Annotated in this window: 19 protein-coding genes and 1 pseudogene; 9 read left to right on the top strand and 11 right to left on the bottom strand. The window is 63.8% G+C overall.

Features of this window, described 5'->3' with window-relative positions; genetic code table 11:
- Window positions 1-17 precede the first annotated feature (17 nt).
- The 3 genes from JG747_RS00865 (at window position 18) to JG747_RS00855 (ending at window position 3,233) form a co-directional block, all read left to right on the top strand.
- Window positions 18-614 carry a TetR/AcrR family transcriptional regulator gene (locus JG747_RS00865; protein ID WP_019862920.1) on the top strand — a complete coding sequence of 199 codons (597 nt, stop codon included), beginning with the start codon at window positions 18-20 and terminating at the stop codon, window positions 612-614.
- Complete coding sequence (locus JG747_RS00860) at window positions 611-1,540, top strand: haloalkane dehalogenase (RefSeq protein ID WP_081296118.1); 930 nt, start codon at window positions 611-613, stop codon at window positions 1,538-1,540. The genes JG747_RS00865 and JG747_RS00860 overlap by 4 nt, the downstream gene beginning before the upstream one ends.
- Before the next feature lie 100 nt (window positions 1,541-1,640).
- Window positions 1,641-3,233 carry a peptide chain release factor 3 gene (locus JG747_RS00855; RefSeq protein ID WP_019862922.1) on the top strand — a complete coding sequence of 531 codons (1,593 nt, stop codon included), beginning with the start codon at window positions 1,641-1,643 and terminating at the stop codon, window positions 3,231-3,233.
- Between the two features lie 174 nt (window positions 3,234-3,407).
- On the opposite strand, the gene JG747_RS00850 is transcribed toward JG747_RS00855, so the two are convergent.
- The 3 genes from JG747_RS00850 to JG747_RS00840 all read right to left on the bottom strand — a co-directional run bounded on the left by JG747_RS00850 (window position 3,408) and on the right by JG747_RS00840 (window position 4,871).
- The gene (locus tag JG747_RS00850; protein ID WP_019862924.1) at window positions 3,408-3,878 is read right to left on the bottom strand and encodes a VOC family protein; all 471 of its coding nucleotides are present in this window, start codon (window positions 3,876-3,878) and stop codon (window positions 3,408-3,410) included.
- Window positions 3,879-3,925: 47 nt separating this feature from the next.
- Window positions 3,926-4,453: an SRPBCC family protein gene (locus JG747_RS00845; RefSeq protein WP_051112854.1), complete on the bottom strand. Its 528-nt coding sequence runs from the start codon at window positions 4,451-4,453 to the stop codon at window positions 3,926-3,928.
- Window positions 4,454-4,526: 73 nt separating this feature from the next.
- The gene (locus JG747_RS00840; RefSeq protein WP_202360964.1) at window positions 4,527-4,871 is read right to left on the bottom strand and encodes an ArsR/SmtB family transcription factor; all 345 of its coding nucleotides are present in this window, start codon (window positions 4,869-4,871) and stop codon (window positions 4,527-4,529) included.
- Window positions 4,872-5,067: 196 nt separating this feature from the next.
- On the opposite strand from JG747_RS00840, the gene ilvD reads away from it, so the two are divergent.
- A complete protein-coding gene (gene ilvD / locus JG747_RS00835; protein WP_038653783.1) occupies window positions 5,068-6,912 on the top strand; it encodes a dihydroxy-acid dehydratase in 1,845 nt (614 codons plus the stop codon).
- A gap of 165 nt (window positions 6,913-7,077) precedes the next feature.
- Here the strand turns inward: ilvD and JG747_RS00830 are convergent, their stop codons facing one another.
- Window positions 7,078-8,832, bottom strand: coding sequence for an ABC transporter ATP-binding protein (locus JG747_RS00830; protein WP_027047696.1), 1,755 nt, complete (start codon window positions 8,830-8,832; stop codon window positions 7,078-7,080).
- Between the two features lie 152 nt (window positions 8,833-8,984).
- On the opposite strand from JG747_RS00830, the gene JG747_RS00825 reads away from it, so the two are divergent.
- The 3 genes from JG747_RS00825 to JG747_RS00815 all read left to right on the top strand — a co-directional run bounded on the left by JG747_RS00825 (window position 8,985) and on the right by JG747_RS00815 (window position 12,037).
- Entirely contained in the window at window positions 8,985-10,265 is a 1,281-nt protein-coding gene (locus JG747_RS00825) for an amidohydrolase family protein (RefSeq protein ID WP_019862929.1), read from the top strand.
- 107 nt (window positions 10,266-10,372) lie between these two features.
- Window positions 10,373-11,296 carry a DMT family transporter gene (locus tag JG747_RS00820; protein ID WP_019862930.1) on the top strand — a complete coding sequence of 308 codons (924 nt, stop codon included), beginning with the start codon at window positions 10,373-10,375 and terminating at the stop codon, window positions 11,294-11,296.
- Between the two features lie 267 nt (window positions 11,297-11,563).
- Window positions 11,564-12,037, top strand: a complete 474-nt coding sequence (locus JG747_RS00815; protein ID WP_051112936.1) for a DUF805 domain-containing protein — start codon at window positions 11,564-11,566, stop codon at window positions 12,035-12,037.
- Window positions 12,038-12,065: 28 nt separating this feature from the next.
- On the opposite strand, the gene JG747_RS00810 is transcribed toward JG747_RS00815, so the two are convergent.
- Window positions 12,066-12,968: a phosphotransferase family protein gene (locus JG747_RS00810; RefSeq protein ID WP_019862932.1), complete on the bottom strand. Its 903-nt coding sequence runs from the start codon at window positions 12,966-12,968 to the stop codon at window positions 12,066-12,068.
- A gap of 103 nt (window positions 12,969-13,071) precedes the next feature.
- Between JG747_RS00810 and JG747_RS00805 the strand changes: the two genes are divergently transcribed.
- On the top strand, window positions 13,072-13,704 hold the full coding sequence (locus JG747_RS00805) for a class I SAM-dependent DNA methyltransferase (RefSeq protein WP_019862933.1): 633 nt from the start codon (window positions 13,072-13,074) through the stop codon (window positions 13,702-13,704).
- Here JG747_RS00805 and JG747_RS00800 read toward each other — a convergent pair.
- The gene (locus JG747_RS00800; protein WP_202360963.1) at window positions 13,701-16,154 is read right to left on the bottom strand and encodes a GcvT family protein; all 2,454 of its coding nucleotides are present in this window, start codon (window positions 16,152-16,154) and stop codon (window positions 13,701-13,703) included. The two genes, JG747_RS00805 and JG747_RS00800, sit on opposite strands and share 4 nt — an antisense overlap.
- Window positions 16,151-17,038, bottom strand: coding sequence for a phosphotransferase family protein (locus JG747_RS00795; RefSeq protein WP_019862935.1), 888 nt, complete (start codon window positions 17,036-17,038; stop codon window positions 16,151-16,153). Before JG747_RS00795 ends, JG747_RS00800 begins: the two co-directional genes overlap by 4 nt.
- Before the next feature lie 425 nt (window positions 17,039-17,463).
- Here JG747_RS00795 and JG747_RS00790 point away from each other — a divergent pair, with 425 nt between their 5' ends.
- Window positions 17,464-18,240: a DeoR/GlpR family DNA-binding transcription regulator gene (locus tag JG747_RS00790; RefSeq protein WP_019862936.1), complete on the top strand. Its 777-nt coding sequence runs from the start codon at window positions 17,464-17,466 to the stop codon at window positions 18,238-18,240.
- Here the strand turns inward: JG747_RS00790 and JG747_RS00785 are convergent.
- From JG747_RS00785 to JG747_RS00770, 4 genes and pseudogenes are all read right to left on the bottom strand, one after another.
- Window positions 18,237-19,136: an NAD(P)/FAD-dependent oxidoreductase gene (locus JG747_RS00785; RefSeq protein WP_038651872.1), complete on the bottom strand. Its 900-nt coding sequence runs from the start codon at window positions 19,134-19,136 to the stop codon at window positions 18,237-18,239. The genes JG747_RS00790 and JG747_RS00785 overlap by 4 nt on opposite strands.
- Complete coding sequence (locus tag JG747_RS00780) at window positions 19,126-19,575, bottom strand: RrF2 family transcriptional regulator (protein ID WP_038651875.1); 450 nt, start codon at window positions 19,573-19,575, stop codon at window positions 19,126-19,128. The genes JG747_RS00785 and JG747_RS00780 overlap by 11 nt, the downstream gene beginning before the upstream one ends.
- 68 nt (window positions 19,576-19,643) lie before the next feature.
- Window positions 19,644-21,003: pseudogene (locus JG747_RS00775) on the bottom strand (sensor histidine kinase).
- A gap of 10 nt (window positions 21,004-21,013) precedes the next feature.
- Entirely contained in the window at window positions 21,014-21,688 is a 675-nt protein-coding gene (locus tag JG747_RS00770; RefSeq protein ID WP_202360962.1) for a response regulator transcription factor, read from the bottom strand.
- Window positions 21,689-21,786 lie beyond the last annotated feature (98 nt).

Raw genomic sequence — 21,786 nt, 5'->3', positions numbered from 1 at the left:
GTACGTATTGTTTGAACATGGCTAGACAATCACTCCGCGAAAAACTTCTCGACGCCGGTTTCCGGACCATCTGGAATTCAGGTTATGCCGCCGCTGGCGTGCGCGACATCGTTGCCGCCGCCGACGCCCGGCCGGGATCCTTCACCAACCATTTCGCCTCCAAGGAGGCGTTCGTCGGCGAAGTGCTGGACCGCTACTTCACCTATGTCAGCGGGCTGGTCGAGGCTGCGCTGGCGCAGGACGGCACGCCGCCCATAGGCAGGCTGCGCCGCTACCTCGACGTCATCACCTCGAAGCTCGAGGCGCATGACTGGGCGCGCGGCTGCATGATCGGCAATCTCAGCCTTGAGACAGCCGTGCACAGCGAGCCGTTGCGTTTGCAGCTCGTCGCCATCTTCGAGCGCTGGCGCCAGCCATTCGCCGTCTGCATCGCCGAAGGCCAGGCGGCCGGCGACATCGCCAAGACCTTCGAGGCCGAGGACCTCGCCGACTTCCTGCTGTCGTCCTGGCAGGGCGCCATGCTGCGCATGAAGGTTGAGCGCAGCCCCGAACCGCTCGAGCGGTTCAAGAAAGTCATCTTCAGCACGGTGTTTGCAAAGGAGCCGACCCCATGAGTTCGAAAGCCAACCCGCCTCAGCCGGTCGCCACCGCGCCGAGACGCTTGCAGATTCCCGCACTCGATTCGACCATGTCCTATGTCGAGGCGGGAGCGTCCGGCCCGACCGTGCTGTTCCTGCACGGCAACCCGACCTCGTCCCATATCTGGCGCAACATCATCCCGCATGTCGCCCCGTTCGGCCGCTGCATCGCGCCTGACCTGATCGGCTATGGCCAGTCCGGCAAGCCCGATATCGACTATCGCTTCTTCGACCATGTCCGCTATCTCGATGCTTTCCTCGACGCGCTCGACATCAGGGATGTTGTGCTGGTCGCGCAGGATTGGGGCACGGCCCTTGCCTTCCATCTCGCGGCAAGGCGGCCGCAGCGCATCCTCGGCCTCGCCTTCATGGAATTCATCCGGCCCTTCGAGCGCTGGGAGGATTTTCACCAGCGCCCGCAAGCCCGCGAAATGTTCAAGGCGCTCCGCACGCCCGGCGTCGGCGAAAAGCTGGTCCTGGAAGACAATGTCTTCGTCGAGAAAGTGCTGCCGGCCTCGGTGCTGCGCACGATGAGTGACGACGAGATGGACGCTTACCGGGCACCGTTCCCGACGCTGCAATCGCGCAAGCCGGTGCTGCGCCTGCCCCGGGAAATGCCCATCGAAGGCCGGCCCGCCGACGTTGCCGCCATCAGCCAGCACGACCATCGCGCGCTGCGGCTGTCCACCTATCCGAAACTGCTGTTCGCGGGCGATCCGGGCGCGCTGATCGGGCCGCAGGCCGCGCGCGAATTCGCGGCCGGTTTGAAGAACTGCGGTTTCATCAATCTCGGGCCTGGTGCGCACTATCTGCAGGAGGATCATGCCGACGCGATAGGCGGCGCCATCGCCAGCTGGCTTCCGGAGGTCGTTTTGGCGAACCGGATGGGCGAGCTGGCCTGAGGCAAGCCATGGCATCCGGGGGCGTCCGCGCCGCCGGACCGGTCGACAGCCCGGCACTACGCTGCTAGAAGCCCGGCCTGTCACACGGAAATCCCAGAGAATGCCCGAAACAATACCAGAGGAAGTGGCGCGCCGCCGCACCTTCGCGATCATCGCGCACCCCGACGCCGGCAAGACGACGCTCACCGAAAAGCTGCTGCTGTTCGGCGGTGCCATTCAGCTTGCCGGCGAGGTCAAGGCCAAGAAGGACAAGATCCAGACCCGGTCCGACTGGATGAAGATCGAGCGCGAGCGCGGCATTTCGGTCGTCACCTCGGTGATGACCTTCGAGTATGAGGACAATGTCTTCAACCTGCTCGACACGCCCGGCCACGAGGATTTCGCCGACGACACCTACCGCACGCTGTCGGCGGTCGACTCGGCCGTCATGGTCATCGACGCCGCCAAGGGCATCGAGCCGCGCACGCTGAAACTGTTCGAAGTCTGCCGGCTGCGCGATATTCCGATCATCACCTTCGTCAACAAGATGGACCGCGAAAGCCGCGACCCGTTCGAGATTCTGGACGAGATCGAGCAGAAGCTGGCGCTGGACACCGCACCCATCACCTGGCCGATCGGCCGCGGCAGGACGTTTTCCGGAACCTATCACCTGGCGTTGAACGCAGTGCGCAAGGGCGACGACGAGAAGGAACGTACGCCGGTCAACGGCCCCGATTCCAACCGCGTCGCCGGGCTGCTGCCGGAAAACGAGCGCGAGGCCTTCATCGAGGAACTGGAACTCGCGCGGGAAGCGTGCCGCCCCCTCGACATCGATGCCTTCCGCGAGGGCCATCTGACGCCGGTCTATTTTGGCTCGGCGCTGCGCAATTACGGCGTGCGCGACCTGATCGAGGCGCTCGGCGCCTTCGGCCCGCCGCCGCGCGCGCAGGAGGCCGACACCCGCAAGGTCGAGGCCACCGAGGACAAGATGACCTCCTTCGTCTTCAAGATCCAGGCCAACATGGACCCCAACCACCGCGACCGTATCGCTTTCGTGCGCGTCTGCTCGGGCAAGCTCGAGCGCGGCATGAAGGCCAAGCTGGTGCGCACCGGCAAGCCGATGAGCCTGTCGGCGCCGCAATTCTTCTTCGCCCGCACCCGCGTCACGGCGGATGAAGCCTTTGCCGGCGACGTCGTCGGCATTCCCAACCACGGCACGCTGCGCATCGGCGACACGCTGACCGAGGGCGAGGAAATTCTTTTCAGGGGCGTGCCGAACTTCGCCCCGGAAATCCTGCGCCGCGTGCGCCTCGGCGACGCCATGAAGGCGAAGAAACTCAAGGAAGCGCTGCACCAGATGGCCGAGGAAGGCGTCGTGCAGTTGTTCTCGCCCGAGGACGGCTCACCGGCCATCGTCGGCGTCGTCGGCGCCCTGCAGCTCGACGTGTTGAAGGAGCGGCTGAACTTCGAATACACGCTGCCGGTCGAGTTCGAAATGTCGCGCTTTTCCGTCTGCCGCTGGATCTCGGCCGACGACAAGGCCGAGACGCTTCGCTTTATCGAGGCGCATCGCGGCGACATCGCCAGGGACCTCGATAACGACCCGGTGTTCCTGGCCCAGCACGCTTTCTCGCTGAACTACGAAGCCGAGCGCTGGAAAGCGATCCGCTTCGCCACCATCAAGGACTACCAGGTCCGCGACAAGGCGGCATGAGCTGTGTTTCTTTCCTTCTCCCCTTGTGGGAGAAGGTGTCGCCGAAGGCGAACGGATGAGGGGTGTTCCAGGGAACGCCAACGTCTCACTCCGCTGGAACACCCCTCATCCGTCTCGGCGCTGCGCGCCGATCCACCTTCTCCCTCAGGGGGAGAAGGAAAGATCGCGCGCTTCTCACCCCTTCGCCGCCTCTTCGAGTTTGGCGATGTCGATCTTGCCCATCTGCATCATCGCATTCATCGCCCGGCCGGCCTTGGCGCGGTCCGCATCCCCGAGCAGGCGCGGCAGCTGCTCCGGCACGACCTGCCAGGAAACGCCGAATTTGTCCTTCAGCCAGCCACAGGGTCCTGGTTCGCCGCCACCCTCCGTGAGCCTGGTCCAGAAATGATCGACTTCTTCCTGCGTCTTGCAGTCGATCGACAGTGAGATCGCTTCGGTGAACTTGTATTGTGGTCCGCCATTGAGCGCCAGGAACGGGACACCGTCGAGTTCGAACGAGGCCACCAGCACCTTGCCCTCATCAGCGTGACCCTTGGGCCAACGCGTCACGCTCAGCTCCTTCGAATTCTTGAAGATGGACATGTAATGGTTCATCGCCTCCTCGGCCTGTCCGTCGAACCACAGGAAGGTGGTGATCTTCTGCATGCGTTTCTCCTCGTTTTCTTTTCGGGGTACTTGGGGTGAAGGAAGCGTCAGGCGGCGCCCTTGGCCGCGTCCTGCAGGGAAGCAAGGTAGGCGTCGAGCTGCGCATAGCTCTCGCCCATGCCGCGAGTCATGCCGGTGCCGAGCGCGCCGTCGCGGGCCGCTTGCGAGGCGTAAAGCACCGTCTGCGTCAGCAGCGTTTTTCCGGCCTGTTCGGTGAAGACCACGGTCCCTATGGTTTCGCCGCCAGTCCAGTCCTCGTCGAACAGTTCGGTGGCGACGATCCTGGCTGGCCGCACGATTTCGCGATAGGCGCCGCTCATGCCCATGCTGCGGCCATCGCGGTGCTGCCAGACGTAGCGCGTGGCGCCGCCAACCCTGAGGTCGATTTCACAGATCGCCAGCCTCCAGCCATCGGGGCCGTGCAGCCAGCCCTTCAGCAACTCGGGTACCGTCCAGCAGTCGAAGACCATCGGCCGCGACGCGTCGAAGATGCGGGTGATCTGGACCTCGCGGTCGCTAGGCGTTGTCACCGTCAGCGTGGCGACGGTCGAACCCGGCAAGGTTGTGGTGCTCATGATGGTCCTCCTCCTATTTGCCAAAGGACGTGCGGCAGGCCGGTGACCCGACACAGGCCGCGATTCTTTCTGGCTATTGGTCGGTACTGTCGGGGGCTTTCTCGGCCTTCATCGCGCCGAGCAACCCGTCGAGGCGCTGGAAGTTGCCTTCCCAGATCTTGCGATACCGCTCCAGCCAGTCATTGGCCTCTGCCAACGGTTTTGCTTCCAACCGGCACGGCCGGCGCTGCGCGTCGCGGCCGCGTGAAATCAGCCCGGCGTTTTCTAGCACCTTTAGATGCTTGGAAATCGAGGGCTGGCTCATCGCGAAGGGCTCGGCGAGTTCCATCACGGATGCTTCGCCCTGGATGAGCCGGGCAAGAATGGCGCGGCGCGTCGGATCGGCGAGTGCGGCAAAAGTGGCGTCCAGCTGGTCCATCGGATGTCCATAGCCAAAAGGGTATATATCTGATTGGCTATATACACGCGAGCTCCGCTCGTCAACCGCCCATCCGGATTTCGTGGCGCATTGCAAAAATGTGGCCAGACCATACTTGCGCGTCTATAAAGCCAGCGATCCGAATTCAGCTCCGCCGCGCCATTCCCGGGCCGAGGCCAGCCACCAAGGAAAAAACATGCCTGCCTATCGCTCCCGCACCACCACCCATGGCCGCAACATGGCCGGCGCACGCGGCCTTTGGCGCGCCACCGGCATGAAGGATTCCGATTTCGGCAAGCCGATTATCGCCGTGGTCAATTCCTTCACCCAATTCGTGCCGGGCCATGTGCATTTGAAGGACCTCGGCCAACTGGTGGCACGCGAGATCGAGAAGGCCGGCGGCGTTGCCAAGGAATTCAACACCATCGCGGTCGATGACGGCATCGCCATGGGCCATGACGGCATGCTCTATTCGCTGCCGTCGCGCGAGCTGATCGCCGATTCCGTCGAATACATGGTCAATGCGCACTGCGCCGACGCCATGGTCTGCATCTCCAATTGCGACAAGATCACCCCCGGCATGCTGATGGCGTCGCTGCGCCTCAACATTCCGACCGTCTTCGTCTCCGGCGGGCCGATGGAAGCCGGCAAGGTGGTGCTGGGCGGCAAGACGCAGGCGCTCGACCTGGTCGACGCCATGGTCGCGGCCGCCGACGACAAGATCTCCGACGAGGACGTCAAGGTCATCGAGCGCTCGGCCTGTCCGACTTGCGGCTCCTGCTCGGGCATGTTCACCGCCAATTCCATGAACTGCCTGACCGAGGCGCTCGGACTGTCGCTGCCGGGCAACGGCTCGACATTGGCCACGCATGCCGACCGCAAGCGGCTGTTCGTCGAGGCTGGCCATCTCGTCGTCGATCTCGCCCAGCGCTATTACGAGCAGGAAGACGAGACGGCACTGCCGCGCACCATCGCGTCGAAGGGCGCCTTCGAAAACGCCATGACGCTCGACATCGCCATGGGCGGCTCGACCAACACCGTGCTGCACATTTTGGCCGCCGCCCATGAGGGCGAGGTCGATTTCACGATGGAGGACATCGACCGGCTGTCGCGGCGGGTTCCGGTGCTCTGCAAGGTCGCGCCGGCCAAGTCCGACGTCCACATGGAAGACGTTCATCGCGCCGGCGGCATCATGGCCATCCTCGGCCAGCTCGACAATGCCGGGCTGATCAACCGCGACCTGCCGACCGTGCACACATCAAGCCTCGGCGAGGCGCTCGACCATTGGGATATTTCCCGCACCTCCAGCCAGAATGTCCGCGACTTCTTCCTTGCCGCGCCCGGCGGCGTGCCGACACAGGTCGCTTTCAGCCAGGACCGCCGCTGGGACGATCTCGATCTCGATCGTGAAAAGGGTGTCATCCGTTCGGCGGAAACGCCGTTCTCTAGGGATGGCGGCCTTGCGGTGCTGAAAGGCAATCTGGCGCTCGACGGCTGCATCGTGAAGACGGCCGGCGTCGATGAGTCGATCCTGAAATTCACCGGCCCGGCGCGGGTGTTCGAAAGCCAGGACGCTTCGGTCAAGGCAATCCTTTCCAACGAGATCAAGGCAGGCGACGTCGTCGTCATCCGCTATGAGGGCCCGCGTGGCGGCCCCGGCATGCAGGAGATGCTCTACCCGACCAGCTATCTGAAGTCGAAGGGCCTCGGCAAGGCCTGCGCACTGGTCACTGACGGCCGTTTCTCCGGCGGCACGTCGGGCCTGTCGATCGGCCATGCGTCGCCGGAAGCCGCCGAAGGCGGCACGATCGGACTGGTGCAGGAGGGTGACACGATCGAGATCGACATCCCCAACCGCACCATCCGCCTCGCCGTCAGCGACGCCGAACTCGACAGCCGCCGGGCGGCGATGGAAGCCAAGGGCGTCCTGGCCTGGAAGCCCGAGGAAAAGCGCAAGCGCAAGGTGACGACCGCATTGCGCGCCTACGCCGCCTTCGCCACCAGCGCCGACAAGGGCGCGGTGCGGCACGTGCCGGAGTAGCGCGGTTCTTCCTTCTCCCCTTGTGGGAGAAGGTGTCGCCGAAGGCGACGGATGAGGGGTGTTCCAGGGAACGCTAACGCCTCACTCCGCTGGAACACCCCTCATCCGTCTCGGCGCTGCGCGCCGATCCACCTTCCCCCACAAGGGGGGAAGGAAGAGGCGGCACTATGGCATCAGCTGATATTCATAAAGCTTCTGGTAAAGCCCGCCCTGCGTGAGCAGAGCACGATGCGGCCCGCTCTCCACCACCTTGCCGCCCTCCAGCACGACGATCGTGTCGGCCTGGTGCACGGTCGACAGGCGGTGGGCGATGACGATCGTCGTGCGGCCTTGGGTCAGCTGCTGCAGCGCGTCGCGGAACAGCGCTTCGGATTCGGCGTCGAGCGCGCTGGTCGCCTCGTCCAGCAGCAGTATTTCGGCATTGCGCAGCATGGCGCGCGCGATCGAGATGCGTTGGCGCTGACCGCCCGACAAGAGGCCGCCATTCTCGCCGACATCGGTCTCGTAGCCCTTCGCCTGCGCCATGATGAAGTCATGCGCGTTGGCGGCCTTGGCCGCGGCGATCACCTCATCATCAGTCGCGTCCTGCCGCCCAAGCCGGATGTTGTGCATGATGGTGCCGGCAAACAGGAACGTGTCCTGGCTGACATAGGCGATCTTTTCCCGCAGTGAAGCGAGCGTGGCATGGGAAATGTCCTGGCCGTCGAGCAAGACCTTGCCGCTGTTCGGGTCATACATGCGCATGATCAGGTTCAGGATCGTCGACTTGCCGCCGCCGGAAGGCCCGACCAGCGCCGTCATCTTGCCCGCTTCAAGGGTCAGGTCGAACCGGTCGAGCACCGGCGGACCGTTCTGATAGGCGAAGCTGACGGCATCGAACCGGATCTCGCCCGGTCCAGTCCGAAGCGGCTTTGCATCGGGCTTCTCGGCCAGTGTCAGCGGCTCGTCGGCGAGCTGGAACATCATGCGCACGCCGACAATGCCGCTTTCCAGTGAGATGCGCACGCGCGCCAGGCGCTTTGCCGGTTCATAGGCGAGCAGCAGCGCCGCGATGAACGCCATGATGTTGCCAGGCATCTGGCCGCCCTGCAGAACCAGCAAGCCGCTGACCATGACGGCGCCGGCGATCGCCAGCCCGGCCAGCGTCTCCATCACCGGGCTGGTCACCGCTTCCAGCGCGGCAATGTTGTTGGCCCGATCCTCGACGTCTGCCACCGCCTTGTACATGCGCTTGCGCATCAAGCTTTCGAGGTTGAAGGATTTGACTACGCGCACGCCGATAGCGGTTTCCTGCATCACCTGAATGATCTGGCCAACCGAGCGGAACTCCATGGCGGCGAACTTGCGCACACGCTTCAGGATGCGGTTGACGCCATAGATGGCCACAGGCCCGGCGACGAAGCAGATCAGCGACAGCACCGGCTGCTGCCAGACCATGACACCAATCAAGGCAAGCAGGGTCACCAGATCGCGCACATAGGAGGTGACGATCAGGTCGAGCACGTTGCGTGCCGCCTGGGCATTGTTGGTCATGCGGGTGATCAGATCGGATGACGAGGTCGAATGGTAGAATTCGATGCCTTGCGCCAGGATGCGGTCGTAGATCTTGCGCTGCCGGTCGGCGATGATGGCATTGCCGACGCGGCTCATGAAATAGGCCTGGACGAAATTGGCGAGGCCCTTGAGGATGAAGATCCCGGCGACCGCCGCGGCAATCATGTTGACGCGGTCGACCCGTTTGTCGATCACGAATTCATTGGTGATTTCGCGCAGGATCCAGGCGCTGGCGGCGGTCATGCCGGCCACCACCAGCATCGAAAGAATGGCCGCGCCATATCCGAACATATGCTCCCGGAACGATTCCCTGACCAGCCTTGCGACGAGGCGCTGGTTTTCCGTCGAGCGGAAGAAACGAAACAAAGGCCGATCCTTGGTGGCGGAATGACGAAGGCGGCTTATAGAGGGAGTTGTCCCCGGATGGAACCATTGGAGGCTTCTGGAAAGAAACCGCTGCGTCATGCGGTCTTTTGGGACACCATGGCAAAGTGATTCTTCAGGCGAGATGACGACAGATGGATTTCGACCTTATCGTTCGTGGTGGCACGCTGCCGGATGGCAGGATTGCCGATATCGGCATTAGCGACGAGACGATCGCGGCGATCGAGCCCGAATTGCAGGGTTCCGCCCGGACCGAGGTCGATGCCAGCGGGAATCTGGTCTCGCCCCCCTTTGTCGATCCGCATTTCCACATGGATGCCACGCTGTCCTATGGTATTCCGCGCATCAACGCCTCGGGCACGCTGCTGGAAGGCATTGCGCTATGGGGTGAGCTGAAGCCGCTTTTGACGCATGAGGCGGTGCGCGACCGGGCGCTCGCCTATTGCGACTGGGCGGTGTCGATGGGCCTGCTGGCCATCCGCACTCATGTCGACGTCTGCGACGACAGGCTGCTGGCGGTCGAGGCCCTGCTCGACGTCAAGAAAACGATCGCGCCCTATATCGACCTCCAGCTCGTGGCCTTTCCGCAGGACGGTTTCTACCGCTCGCCGAAGGCGCGTGAAAACACAATCCGTGCGCTGGACATGGGCGTCGATATCGTCGGCGGCATTCCGCATTTCGAGCGTACCATGGCCGACGGCACGCGCTCGGTGACAGAACTGTGCGAGATCGCGGCCAAACGTGGCCTGATGGTCGACCTGCATTGCGACGAGACCGACGACCCGCTGTCGCGCCACATCGAGCAACTGGCCTATGAAACGCAGCGCCTTGGCCTGCAGGGCAAGGTGGCCGGCTCGCACCTCACCTCGATGCATTCGATGGACAATTACTATGTCTCGAAGCTGCTGCCGCTGATCGCCGAGGCCGGCGTTTCGGCTATCCCCAATCCGCTGATCAACATCATGCTGCAGGGCCGCCACGATACATTCCCGAAGCGCCGCGGCCTGACCCGGGTCAAGGAGATGCAGGCGATCGGCATCCGTGTCGGCTGGGGTCAGGATTGCGTGCTCGATCCCTGGTATTCGCTGGGCACCGCCGACATGCTCGACGTCGCCTTCATGGGCCTGCACGTCGCGCAGATGTCGAGCCCGGCCGACATGGCGCGCTGCTTCGACATGGTCACCAACGTCAACGCCGCCATCATGGGTCTCGACCACCTCGGCCTCGCCGTCGGCAAGCGCGCCAGCCTTGTCATCCTCGACGCCGGCAATCCGATCGAGGCCCTGCGCCTGCGCGCCGAGCGCATCTGCGTCATCGCCAGGGGCAAGGTGGTGGCGGAACGGACGCGGCAGGATACAAGGCTTTCCATCCCGGGCCGGCCGGCGCTGGTCAACCGCAGGCACAAAGCCACGTAGGCCCAGCCGATTCCCGGTCCTGGTCTCGCGATTTCCCGGATTCTTCTCGTCAAAGCCGCCGCTTCCGTCTACGACGCGACTTAGGCGAGGGAGGAATCGGGATCGGCATGACGCAACCCGTTGCGCAGAATTCCACGATCAGGAACGTGCTTCTGGCCGGCATTCTGCTGATGCTGGCCGGCGACTTCCTGTTTGCGCTGAACGATGCGATGGGCAAGTGGCTGGTCGCCAGCTTTTCCGTCGGCCAGGTGGTGCTGATCCGCTCCATAGGCGCCTTCTTCGTTCTCGGGCCGATGATTGCGCATCAGGGTGCGGCCAAGCTGTTTCGCATGGAACGCCCTGAACTGCAGATCTTGCGTGTCGTCATGACCACGCTCGACACCGCACTTTTCTATGCCGCGGTCGTCTATCTGCCGCTTGCCGACGTCATGAGTTTCTACATGGCGGGACCGATCTATGTCGCGGCGCTCTCGCACCTGTTGCTCGGCGAAAAGGTCGGCTGGCGCCGCTGGGTGGCGATCCTGCTCGGCTTCTGCGGCGTGGTGATCATGCTGAAGCCGTCCTCTGCGGCGTTCTCGCTGTCGTCGAGCTTCGCGCTCGCCGGCAGCATCGCCTTTGCCTTCGCCATCATCCTCAACCGGCGCCTGCGCGGCACCAGCGACACCAATCTGGTGACATGGCAGACGATCGGCACGCTGCTGGTCGGCGGCGTGCTGACCATCGGCGCCTGGCAAACGCCGTCGGCGCTCGATTTCGGCGCCATGCTGCTGCTCGGCATCGTTTCCTGCAGTGCCCATCTGATGATCACGCGGGCGCTCAAGCTGGCCCCGGCCTCGACGCTGGCGCCGCTGCACTACACGCTGCTCCTGTGGGCCGTGGTGTTCGGGCTGGTGTTCTTCGGCGACGTCCCCGGTCCGCGCATCCTGATCGGCTCGGGCATCATCGTTCTGGCCGGCCTGTTCATTTTCCACCGCCAGAAGGTGGTCGACACCACGGTGCCGCCCGAAAACGTGCCGAAGGGCGTGAATTAAAGCGGTTCCAGGAAAGTGTGAGAAGGCTTTCCGTCCGCGATTGCGGCCAAGCAAAGCATACGGCACGTCACACGCAGCCTTTTCAAAGCTCCGCATCTAGCGGCCGAAGGCTATCATCCGGAATTGTTGGAGTTTCCGGTCAGAAAATCCGATATTTACATCGATACATTGCCGTGTACGTTGCCTTTCGGGCGCAATACGGGATTGATTCTTGCCTGGGAGAGGCTGGATCAACATCTCAAGAAAACTGCGACAGAGGGGGTGATGATGGGAAGTTTTTCCATATGGCATTGGCTGATCGTTTTGATCCTGATCGGCTTGCCGCTAGTGTTTGTTCTAAGAGCAGCGCCAGCCGGTGCGAACCGATTCGGAGAAATGCCGCCTTCGATGAATTTCGGTGAAGCAGTTTCAAGCTTCTTCCGAAACTATGTGAATTTTTCCGGCAGGGCCAGCCGCTCGGAGTTCTGGTATTCCTACCTCTTCATTTTCATTGTCGGCATCGTTCTTGTCATAGTCGATGCCATCGTGAAGAATGAAATCATCTCATCGATCTGGAATCTTGCCATCCTTCTGCCGACGCTTGCCATGACCGCTCGCCGGCTGCATGACATCAACAGAAGCGGTTGGCATCAACTCCTTGCTGGATTGTTCCCCATCGGTCCCATCGCGCTGATCATTTGGTATTGCAAAAAGTCTGACGACACGGTGACTTTGACTGAAATAGAGAGGGTTTTCAGGTAGGCTGGAGCCCCTGCCGCATGGAATTGCTTTAACCCGTACGCACAGCCGCCAGGTGCCGTGAAAACTCCGGCGTCTCCATCAACGCCTTGCAGCGGGCGAAGCGGCCGTCGGCATAGGCACGGAAATCGTCGACGGGATTTTCGTTGGCAAGCTGGATCAGCCCCCACAGCGTCCAGAGCAGATCGCACATGGCCTTGTAGATGACGACGCGGCCGCGCTCCGCCGGCCGCGCCTCGCCGCCGAAATAGGCGCGCATCAGCTCTTCGTCCTGGTCCGCATCGAACTTGCCTTCCACGCTGAGGTCGCCGAGATCCCAGAGCGGGTCGTTCATCCCCGAATATTCCCAGTCGACGATCCACATCCGCTCGCCCGTATCGAGGAAGTTCTCGCACAGCGGATCGCAGTGGCAAGCGACGAGGGGGAGCGGATGGGCGGCAAGCGCCGAGCGCACGCTGCCGGCCTCGCGCACCACGTCGTGATAGCCGGCAGGCAGGGTGACGTCCTTGGTCGACAGCACCTTGAGATAGTCGTCGATCATCGAAAACAGTTCGAAGCGGAAGGGGAACACCGCACCGGACGCGTGCAGCTTGCGGAAGGCTTCGCCGGCCCGGGCGGGGCTGCCCGCCCTCTCCCTGAATTTCTCCGGCGACATGGTCTGCGCGCCCGCGATGAAGCGCGTCACCATCACGCCGGTATCGGCATCGGCATGCAGCACTTGCGGGCTGACGCCGGCTTTAGCCGCCTCGCGCGCGGCCACCGCTTCGTTGGCGCGGTTGATGTATTCCTCAGTACCTTTGCCTGGAATGCGCAGGCAGAGATCGCCGGCCCTGAAGACGAGATTGGTGAGGCCGCCAAGTCGCTCCAGCGGCCCGGTATAGTCGGCAAGCATGGGAATGGCGGCCAGCTTTGCCCGCGCTTCGTCTGTCACCATGCCCGCGCCCCCACGCCGTTATTTCTCTCTGCAACGGTTCCACAATTTTCGTCGTTTGGCTATCATCCGATCAAAGGCAACTCGATCAGGCGACACAGCAGCGATGACGGACGGTAAACATTTGGACGCGCTCAGCGCGGCCTACGCAGCCAAACGCCCGGAGGAGGTGGCCGCACTCTATGACCGCTGGTCGCAGACCTATGACACCGACATGTCGGCCGCCGGTTATCGTCATCCGACGATCTGTCTGGCTCTGCTGACCCGCCATCTGCCGCGCGGCGCGACGCCGTTGCTCGATGCAGGCGCGGGCACCGGGCTCATCGGCGAATGGCTCGATATATCAGGCTATCCTGAAGTCGAGGCGCTGGACATCTCGCAAGGCATGCTGGATCAGGCCGCCCGCAAGGGTGTCTATTCCGCGCTGCATTGCCTCGCGCTCGGCGGCACGCTTCCCTTTGCCGACGATGCTTATGCCGGGATCGTCTCGGCCGGTGTCTTCACTTCAGGCCATGTCGGCGTCGAAGGGCTGGATGAGCTGATCCGTATCTGCCGCCCCGGCGGGATCATCGTGCTGACGGTCAAGAACACGCTGTGGGATCAGGGTTTTGCCGCACGCATCGCCGAACTCGAAGCACAAGGCGTCGTCACCCGTGCCGAGGAAACGCGCCCTTACGTCTCGATGCCGGGCGAAGCCGACACCGTGCCCAGCCGCGGCCTCGCCTTGCGGGTGAACTAGGCTTTTACCCTCCCCGCTGTCGGGTCGAACATCGGCTCGAGATGGATTCTGGCGGGCGTCCGCTCCATTGCGACAACCAGCTCGTAGTCGCCCGCGGCGAGGAAATCGTCGCTCACTCCGTCGCCGTTGCGCACATAGCCGTAGCCGATGTTCTTGCCCAGCGTGTAGCCATAGCCGCCGCTGGTCAGATAGCCGACCGGCTCGCCATTGCGCAGGATGGTCTCCCGGCCGAGCAGCACGATCTCCGGATTGTCGACCGTGAAGCCGGCAAAGCGCTTCTTCAACGGCGCGCCGACAACCTTCTCCAGTGCGCGTCGTCCGACGAAATCGGTGTTCTTCCTGAGTTTGACCGCCCAGCCGAGCCCGGCTTCCTGCGGCGTGTCGTTGGGTGTGATGTCGGATCCCCAGGCGCGGTAGCCCTTTTCCAGCCGCAGCGATTCCAGCGCCCGGTAGCCGACCGGGCGGATGCCGTGCGTCTTGCCGGCCGCCATCAGCGCGTCGAAGACTTCGCCTGTCGCGGCGATCGGCACATGCAGTTCCCAGCCGAGTTCGCCGACATAGGTGACACGCAGCGCCCGAATCGTGTGGCCGGCGATGGCGATCTCGCGCACATGGCCGAACGGGAACGAAGCATTCGACACATCGGCATCGGTCACCGCGGCGAGCACGTCGCGCGCCCGCGGACCCATCAGCGACAGCGTGCCGAAATCCTCGGTGACATCGGTCAACTCCGCATCGTGACCCTCACCGATATGGTCGCTGATCCACGAGGCATCATGCGTGCGGAAGCCGGTGCCTGTGACGATGTAGAATTTCTCCTCGGCCAGCCGCGCCACGGTCAGGTCGGCCTCGATGCCGCCGCGCGTGTTGAGAAGCTGCGTGTAGGTCAGCCTTCCGACCGGCTTGCTGACGTCGTTGGCACAGATCCAGTCGAGCGCCTTGGCCGCGTCGGGTCCGCTCAATTCGTATTTGGCGAAGGACGACTGGTCGAAGACGCCGACCTTCTCGCGCACATGCCTGTGCTCGTCGCCGACCGCCGAAAACCAGTTCTGCCGGCCCATGGAATAGAGGTCCCGCGGCTCGACGCCTTGCGGCGCGAACCAGTTCGGCCGCTCCCAGCCGAGCTTCGAGCCGAACACGGCGCGCTGCTGCTTCAGCCTGCCGTAAAGCGGCGAGACGATGCGCGGCCGGCCGCTGGCATATTCCTCATGCGGGAAGCCGATCGTGTAATGCTTGCCATAAGCCTCAAGCGTGCGCTCGCGCACCCATTGGCGGTCGCGATGCAGGTTGGAAAAGCGCCTGATGTCGACCACCCACAGGTCGAGCGGCGCCTCGCCGTCGACCACCCATTGTGCCAGCACCCAGCCGGCGCCGCCGCCAGAGGCGATGCCGAAGGCGTTGAAGCCGGCGCCGACGAACATGTTGGCGCATTCGGGCGCCGTGCCGAGGATGAAATTGCCGTCCGGCGTGAAGCTTTCCGGCCCGTTGATCATCTGCTTGACGCCGACAGTTTCCAGCGCCGGCACGCGCGCGATCGCCTGTGTCATATGCTGCTCGAAATGGTCGTAGTCGTCGTCGAACAGCCGGAACTCCCAGTCATTGGGCACGTCGCCCCCTGGGAGATCGGTCGCCCATGCCTGCGGGTTCGGCTCATAGCCACCCATCACCAGTCCGCCGACCTCCTCCTTGAAATAGGTACGCCGGTCGGGGTCCCGCAGCGTCGGCGCGTCCGTCGCCAGTCCATCGATCTTCTCGGTGATGATGTATTGGTGCTTCACCGGCTGCAGCGGCACGTTGATGCCGGCCATGGCGCCAACCTGCCGCGCCCATTGTCCCCCGCAGTTCACCACCTTGTCGCAGGCGATGTCGCCTTGATCGGTCTTCACCGCCGTGATGCGGCCGCCCTTCATCTCGAAGCCAATGACGCGGACATTCTCGAACAGCTTCGCGCCATGCATGCGCGCGCCCTTGGCCAGCGATTGGGTGATGTCGGAGGGGCTGGCCTGGCCGTCGGTCGGCAGCCAGGAAGCACCGACCAGATCGCCGGTTTCCATCAGCGGCCACATCGCCTTGACCTCGGCCGGGGACAAAAGATGCATGTCCATGCCGAAACTCGTCGCCGTCGTCGCCAGCCTTTTGTACTCGGTCCAGCGGTCGGCATTGGTGGCGAGCCGCAGGCAGCCGGTCATTTTCCAGCCGGTGGCAAGGCCGGTTTCGGCCTCCAGCCCCTTATAGAGGTCGACCGAGTATTTGAGCACCCGGGTGATCGAGGCGGACGAGCGCAATTGCCCGACCAGGCCGGCGGCGTGCCAGGTCGAGCCCGAGGTCAGCTTGCCTTGTTCGAGCAGAACGACGTCGGCCTTATGGTCGCGCGCCAGATGATAGGCCGTCGAGCAGCCGATAATGCCGCCGCCGATGACGACGATGGCGGCCTGGCTGGGCAAGGTCATGATTTCAGGATCCCGTATTTTGTCCGGTAGTTTTCCAGCGCCGCGTCGAGTCGCACCAGATTTTCCTCGGTGTAGGCGACGTAGTCGATGCCGGGCGCGTCCAGATAGAGTTCCGACACCATGCTCCACATCGCCTCGCGCAGCAGCGAGGCGCATTGCATGGCAGCGTGCGAGCGGCGGATCGCCGCGTCCGGTTCCTTCATGAAATAGGCGGTCAGGAAGGCGAAGGATTCCTCGTCGCTCATGCCGGCATTCGAGGCGACGCCGGCAAGGTCGAACATTGCCGTGTTGAAGCCGGCATATTCGAAATCGATCAGCCACAGCCTGTTGCCGTCGTCGAGAATGTTGGCCGGCAAAAGATCGTTATGGCCGAAGACGATCGGCAGCAGCTTCTGCGCCCGCTCCAACTCGTCGGCCAGCGTCAGCAGGCGCGGCAAGTCGCTGCGCTTGCGGCTGTTGCCTTCCTCGAGCGTGCGCGCATAGTCGCGGATGACGTGGAACACCCAGAACATGAAGCCGGCGCCGGAGACATGGTTCGGCATCTCGCGATGGAAGGATCGCAGCAGAGCCGCCACACGGCCGAGATTGGCGCGCACGTCTTCGGCGAGGAAGGTCCTGGCGCCGAGAAACTGCGTCACCAGGATACCGGGTTCGGAATAGTGCACGGCAGGTGCGAAGCCGGCGGCATGGGCCGCCCGCGCGGTCATCACCTCGCGCTCGCGGAAGACATGGTGGAAGGGGTAGTCCTGGCCGAAGCGCACGACATGTTTGCCGGCAGCGTCACTGACCACATAATTGGCATTGCTCAGGCCGCCGGGCAGGGGGGCGATCTCGATGGCGCCGGTCCAGCACGGCAGGGCGCGGATGCGATCTTCGGCAATCACGGGATTATCCCTGGTTTGCTGGCCTGGTTTGCTGGGCTTCGACAAGGCGCCATGGACAGCGCGACGAGAGCGGGGAGAAACGCAAATAATCTCGTCGGTGCGGGACGCCAGGATCGGTATCCCGCACCGCACCGACGAGCCCCTTGGCCAGGATTCTGATCCCGGCATCCGCCCCCGCGGATCTGAAAATTCCTTGCGCCAGACGCGTTCAAGACCGCCTGGCCAGTGAGTTGCGGCTCTGCCATCGCCCTCCCGTTGCAGCTCCGAACCTCTGCTGATGCCCTGGATTTCACGCCAGGGTTGCCCGGTTGTCAATAAAGAGATGTGACTTTTTTTGGGTGTTTTGCCCGAAACCAAGGGGCGATATCTTTAAAAGTGCTTGAATTACCTTAAAACCGGTCAAAAGGCGAAGCTTGGGAAACCCAATGATCCATTCAAAACGCCATGGCGAGATCCTGCGTCTGCTGCAGGAAGAAGGAACCGTCACCATCGCCAGCCTGGCCGATCGGCTGGGTGTTTCATTGGAAACCGTGCGTCGCGACGTCAAGCCACTCACCAGCGACGGGTCGGTTCTGAAGATGCATGGCGCCATCGGCCTGCCATCCATGGTCGGCGAGGCGCCGTTCGAACGGCGCATGCGCGAGAATGCCGATGCCAAGCGCATCATTGCCCGCATGGTCGCCGCCACCATCCGCGACGGGGAATCGGTCATGCTGGACACCGGCACCACGACCTCATTCCTGGCCCGGGAACTGCTCGGCCACCGGCGCCTGACGGTCGTCACCAACTCTTCCGATATCGCCCGCACGCTAGCCACCATCAACGGCAACAAGGTCTACATGGCCGGCGGCGAATTGCGCAGCGATTCAGGTGCCGCGTTCGGCACTTCGGCCATCGAGTTCGTCAGCCGCTTCTCCGTCAGCCATGCCATCATCTCCACCGGCGCCGTCGATGCGGTGACGGGGGTCATGGACTACGATCTGGAAGAGGCCGAATTCGCCCGCATGGTGCTGTCGCGTGGCCAGCGTTCGCTCGTCATCACCGACCACACCAAGTTCGGCCGCCAGGGCCTGGTCCAGGTCTGTGGCTTCGACGGCTTTTCCGAACTCGCCACCGACCGTTCGCCGCCGCACGACATAGCCGCGGCGCTGGCGCAGGCCGGCGCGCGGCTCAGCATCGCCGGCGGCGAAGCCGGATTTTAGCCGAACACCAGCGACTGGTGGGCGCATACGCCGGCAAAAGTCCCGCCCGATACAGCGAAGGCGATGTTGTGCATCGCGCGTGCTGCGTCTCCGGCGGCATAGACGCCGGGAATTGTCGTCTGCTGCCGGTCATCGACAGATATCATCGGGCCGAGCAGGCCGTCCTTGAGGCCGCAGCCGAGTTGCTCGGCCAGCGGGCTCGTCATCGTGTTGCGCGGCGCGGTGAACATCGCCCTGACGCCGGCCGTCCGGCCGCCGTCGAGGTGGACGATCAAACCGCCGGAGCTGTCTTCCCTGAGTTCGCTGACGGTCGCGGGTTCGAACCTGACTTTCTTGCCATCCAAAGCGAGCATCTGCTCGGCGTCAGGCTCGATCTGGCCGTTTCCGAACAGCGTGACGTCGCCCCAATCGGCGATCAGCTGCGCCTGATGCATGGACATCGGGCCGGTCGCGAGCACGCCAAGCTGCCCGCCGGAGACCTCGTAGCCGTGGCAATAGGGGCAGTGCAACACGGTCTTGCCCCATTGCTCGGCAAGCCCGTGAACCTCCGGCAGGATGTCGCGCACGCCGGTGGCCAGCACCAGCCGCGCCGCGCCGAATGTCTCGCCGTCATCGGTGGTGATCTCGAAATCGCTGCTGCTGTTGGCGACGGCTCTGTCCGCACGGGCATCGACAAGTCTGGCTGTGGGATAGGCCAGCAATTGCCGCCTTGCATCGTCGAGGATGGCGCCTGGCGTGCGCCCGTCCTGGCCGAGAAAGCCATGCGAATGCGCGGCGAAACGGTTGCGCGGCTGGCCGGCGTCGATCACCAGCACGTTGCGCCGCGCCCGCGCCGCCTGGGTGGCGGCGGACAGGCCGGCAAAGCTGCCGCCGATGACGGCGAGATCATACTGCATGGCTGGAGACTCCGATGAGGTCATAACGGCGGCGGAAATCGGCGGTCAGGTCGGCCAGCGTGATGCGGCTTAGCTTCTCCGCCAGCAGCTTTTCGGCCGCAACGCGAAAATCGTCGAGCACGGCGATCACCGCTTGTTCGACAAGGCAGCCCGGGCTTTCCGGCGCGGTGCTGAACGGCAGCAGCGTCTCGCCAAGCGCGGTGCTGATCTCGGCCAGCGAGATGTTTTCGGGCGCGCGCCCGAGCAGCCAGCCGCCACCATGCCCGCGCGACGAGGTGACGATGCCGGCGTCTCGCAAGCCGGCGATGGTGCGACGCACCACCACCGGATTGGTGTGGATGAAGGTGGCAAGCTGCTCGGAGGTAAGCGCGTGCTCTGGCTTCTCGGCCATGTGGACGAGAATGTGCAAGGTGGAGGACAGTCGGCTGTTGCGTTTCATGTAACTTATTTAGTTACGATTTCAAAGATGTCAAACACGCCAACGCAATTTTGTCGTTTAGGGCAGTGCTATGCCGGCAAGGCGCGAAAACTCATCCGGAAGCGGGCGCCGCTCGGCTTGCCGTCGAGAATCTCGATGCGCCCGCCATGCAACTGCATGATTTCCTGCACCAGGTTGAGCCCGAGCCCGGCGCCGTGATCCTGCGGGCGCAGCCGGTAGAAGGGCTCGAAAATGCGTTCGCGCTCGGCTGGCGGTACGCCGTCGCCTTCGTCCCGCACCTCGATGACGGCCGGAGCTGTGACACTGACGGTGATCTTGCCGGCGCGCCCGCCGTGCTCGATGGCGTTCTGGACGATGTTGGTCACGGCGCGCTCGATCGCGGTGCGGTCGCCGGTGGCGAAAACCGCTTCCGGTTCCGGCTCGAACGACATCTCGTATCCGGCCGAAAACGCCATCGGCGCGAGGTCGACGATGACGCCGCGCGCGATCGCCACGAGATCGACTTTATCGAACGGTGATGTCTGCCGGTCGAGGCGTTGCAGGTCGAGCAACTGGTCGGTCAGCGTCGAAAGCCGCGCTGCGTCCTGCAGCAGCCGGGCTCGCTCCGGTGTCGCCGGCAGCGAGGCCAGGCGCGTGTTGAGGATGGCGACCGGCGTTCGGAGTTCATGGGCGGCGTCGGTCAGGAAGCGCTTGTGGCGCTCGTAGCCCTTGTCCAGGCGTGCAAGGGCGGCGTTCACCGCCTTGACCAGCGGCGTGACTTCCTTTGGCACATCCTCCAGCGGCAGCTGTACGCCGCGCTGGTCGATGTCGATGCGTTCGGCCTCGGCGGCGGCATGGCCAAGGCCCGATAGCGCGCCGCGCACCACCCACGGCGTCGCGAACAGCGTGGCCAGCGCCATGAGGCCGGCGAGCGGCAATATGCCTTGCAGGAAGAATTGCGGCGCCTGTCCGAGCAGGCGCAGCAGCGAAAGCCCGCCCTTGGTGCCGGTGAATATCTGGAGGTTGCCCGCGGCCGTTTCGGTCCAGCGGATCTTTGCATCCGGTGGCGCTCTCGCCGATGGAATGGTCGATACGCGCGTCGCTGATCGTGTCCAGCAGCCCGGCGAAAGGCTGGAAAATGGCCGGCACCGTGCCTTCCTGCAACCGCTGCCCCTGCTTGTCGCGGATGATGAACCAAAGGTCGGGAACATCGGATCGCAGTTTCGTCAGGTCCGAAGTCTCGCGCAGCACAAGCTTGCCGCCCGCATCGCGCGCCACGGCATCCGCCAGCACGTCCATCGTGCCGTCCTCATAGTCGTGCGGAATGAGGCCGGTGGCGAGCAACGCGCCGAGAATACCGACGATGATCAGCGTCAGCATCGCGCATTGCAGCAAGGCGATGCGCAGCACCAGGCTCCATTTGAGCGAACGCGGCCGCTTGATACTCATCGCTTGAGGGTCACGTCGTTTCGCGCAGGAGATAGCCGACGCCGCGAATGCCGTTGATCGTCACCCCGGCATCGGCGTCGGCGAGCTTGCGGCGCAGGCGTGAGACATGGGTGTCGAGTGCATTGGACTGGATCTCGTCGTCGAGGCCGAACACCGCTTCCATCAGCGCCTCGCGCTGCACCATGCGCCCGGTGCGCCGCATCAGCACCTCCAAGACCAGCAGTTCGCGGCGCGGCAGGCTGAGCGGCTCGCCGCGGATCGCAGCCTCGCGATGTCCGACATCGAGCACCAGATGGCCGGCGCGGATGAATTGCGACTGCAGCGGCGCCGGCCGCCTAAGCAATGCGCGCAAGCGGGCCAGCAATTCCTCGAAGGCGAACGGCTTTGCCAGATAGTCGTCCGCGCCCATGTCCAGCCCATCGACCTTGTCGGACGTGTCGCCCTTGGCCGTCAGCACCAGCACGGGCGTGGTGTTCGCCGCCGAGCGCAATCTCGGCACCAGCGACAGCCCGTCACCGTCCGGCAACTGGCGGTCGAGCAGGATGGCGTCGTAGCTGTCGACGGCAACGAAGCCTTCCGCCTCAAGCAACGTGTTGGCGTGATCGACCACCATGTCGTGGCGCTTCAGCGCGGCACGCAGTGCCGAGACCATTTCGGGCTCGTCTTCGACCAGCAAGATACGCATCCACACTCCCCGGCAACGTGCACTCCGCATCGGGCGCTACCGCGCCAACATTGCGTGGACATGGCAAAGCCGAATGGCCGGCGGCCGGCAAGTTCTTT

This window comes from Mesorhizobium sp. 131-3-5, assembly GCF_016756575.1.
Classification (GTDB): domain Bacteria; phylum Pseudomonadota; class Alphaproteobacteria; order Rhizobiales; family Rhizobiaceae; genus Mesorhizobium; species Mesorhizobium jarvisii.
Note: the sequence above shows the minus strand (reverse complement) of the source record. Positions and strands in the feature narration are given on the sequence as shown.

What these genes read in the sequence shown, in the direction of transcription:
- JG747_RS00850 (WP_019862924.1), bottom strand. Translation starts at nt 3,878, where the DNA reads ATGCAGAAGATCACCACCTTCCTGTGGTTCGACGGACAGGCCGAGGAG.
- JG747_RS00860 (WP_081296118.1), top strand. Translation starts at nt 611, where the DNA reads ATGAGTTCGAAAGCCAACCCGCCTCAGCCGGTCGCCACCGCGCCGAGA.
- JG747_RS00785 (WP_038651872.1), bottom strand. Translation starts at nt 19,136, where the DNA reads ATGCAGTATGATCTCGCCGTCATCGGCGGCAGCTTTGCCGGCCTGTCC.
- JG747_RS00865 (WP_019862920.1), top strand. Translation starts at nt 18, where the DNA reads ATGGCTAGACAATCACTCCGCGAAAAACTTCTCGACGCCGGTTTCCGG.
- JG747_RS00815 (WP_051112936.1), top strand. Translation starts at nt 11,564, where the DNA reads ATGGGAAGTTTTTCCATATGGCATTGGCTGATCGTTTTGATCCTGATC.
- JG747_RS00805 (WP_019862933.1), top strand. Translation starts at nt 13,072, where the DNA reads ATGACGGACGGTAAACATTTGGACGCGCTCAGCGCGGCCTACGCAGCC.
- JG747_RS00810 (WP_019862932.1), bottom strand. Translation starts at nt 12,968, where the DNA reads ATGGTGACAGACGAAGCGCGGGCAAAGCTGGCCGCCATTCCCATGCTT.
- JG747_RS00790 (WP_019862936.1), top strand. Translation starts at nt 17,464, where the DNA reads ATGATCCATTCAAAACGCCATGGCGAGATCCTGCGTCTGCTGCAGGAA.
- JG747_RS00770 (WP_202360962.1), bottom strand. Translation starts at nt 21,688, where the DNA reads ATGCGTATCTTGCTGGTCGAAGACGAGCCCGAAATGGTCTCGGCACTG.
- JG747_RS00825 (WP_019862929.1), top strand. Translation starts at nt 8,985, where the DNA reads ATGGATTTCGACCTTATCGTTCGTGGTGGCACGCTGCCGGATGGCAGG.
- JG747_RS00840 (WP_202360964.1), bottom strand. Translation starts at nt 4,871, where the DNA reads ATGGACCAGCTGGACGCCACTTTTGCCGCACTCGCCGATCCGACGCGC.
- JG747_RS00845 (WP_051112854.1), bottom strand. Translation starts at nt 4,453, where the DNA reads ATGAGCACCACAACCTTGCCGGGTTCGACCGTCGCCACGCTGACGGTG.
- JG747_RS00780 (WP_038651875.1), bottom strand. Translation starts at nt 19,575, where the DNA reads ATGAAACGCAACAGCCGACTGTCCTCCACCTTGCACATTCTCGTCCAC.
- JG747_RS00855 (WP_019862922.1), top strand. Translation starts at nt 1,641, where the DNA reads ATGCCCGAAACAATACCAGAGGAAGTGGCGCGCCGCCGCACCTTCGCG.
- ilvD (WP_038653783.1), top strand. Translation starts at nt 5,068, where the DNA reads ATGCCTGCCTATCGCTCCCGCACCACCACCCATGGCCGCAACATGGCC.
- JG747_RS00800 (WP_202360963.1), bottom strand. Translation starts at nt 16,154, where the DNA reads ATGACCTTGCCCAGCCAGGCCGCCATCGTCGTCATCGGCGGCGGCATT.
- JG747_RS00820 (WP_019862930.1), top strand. Translation starts at nt 10,373, where the DNA reads ATGACGCAACCCGTTGCGCAGAATTCCACGATCAGGAACGTGCTTCTG.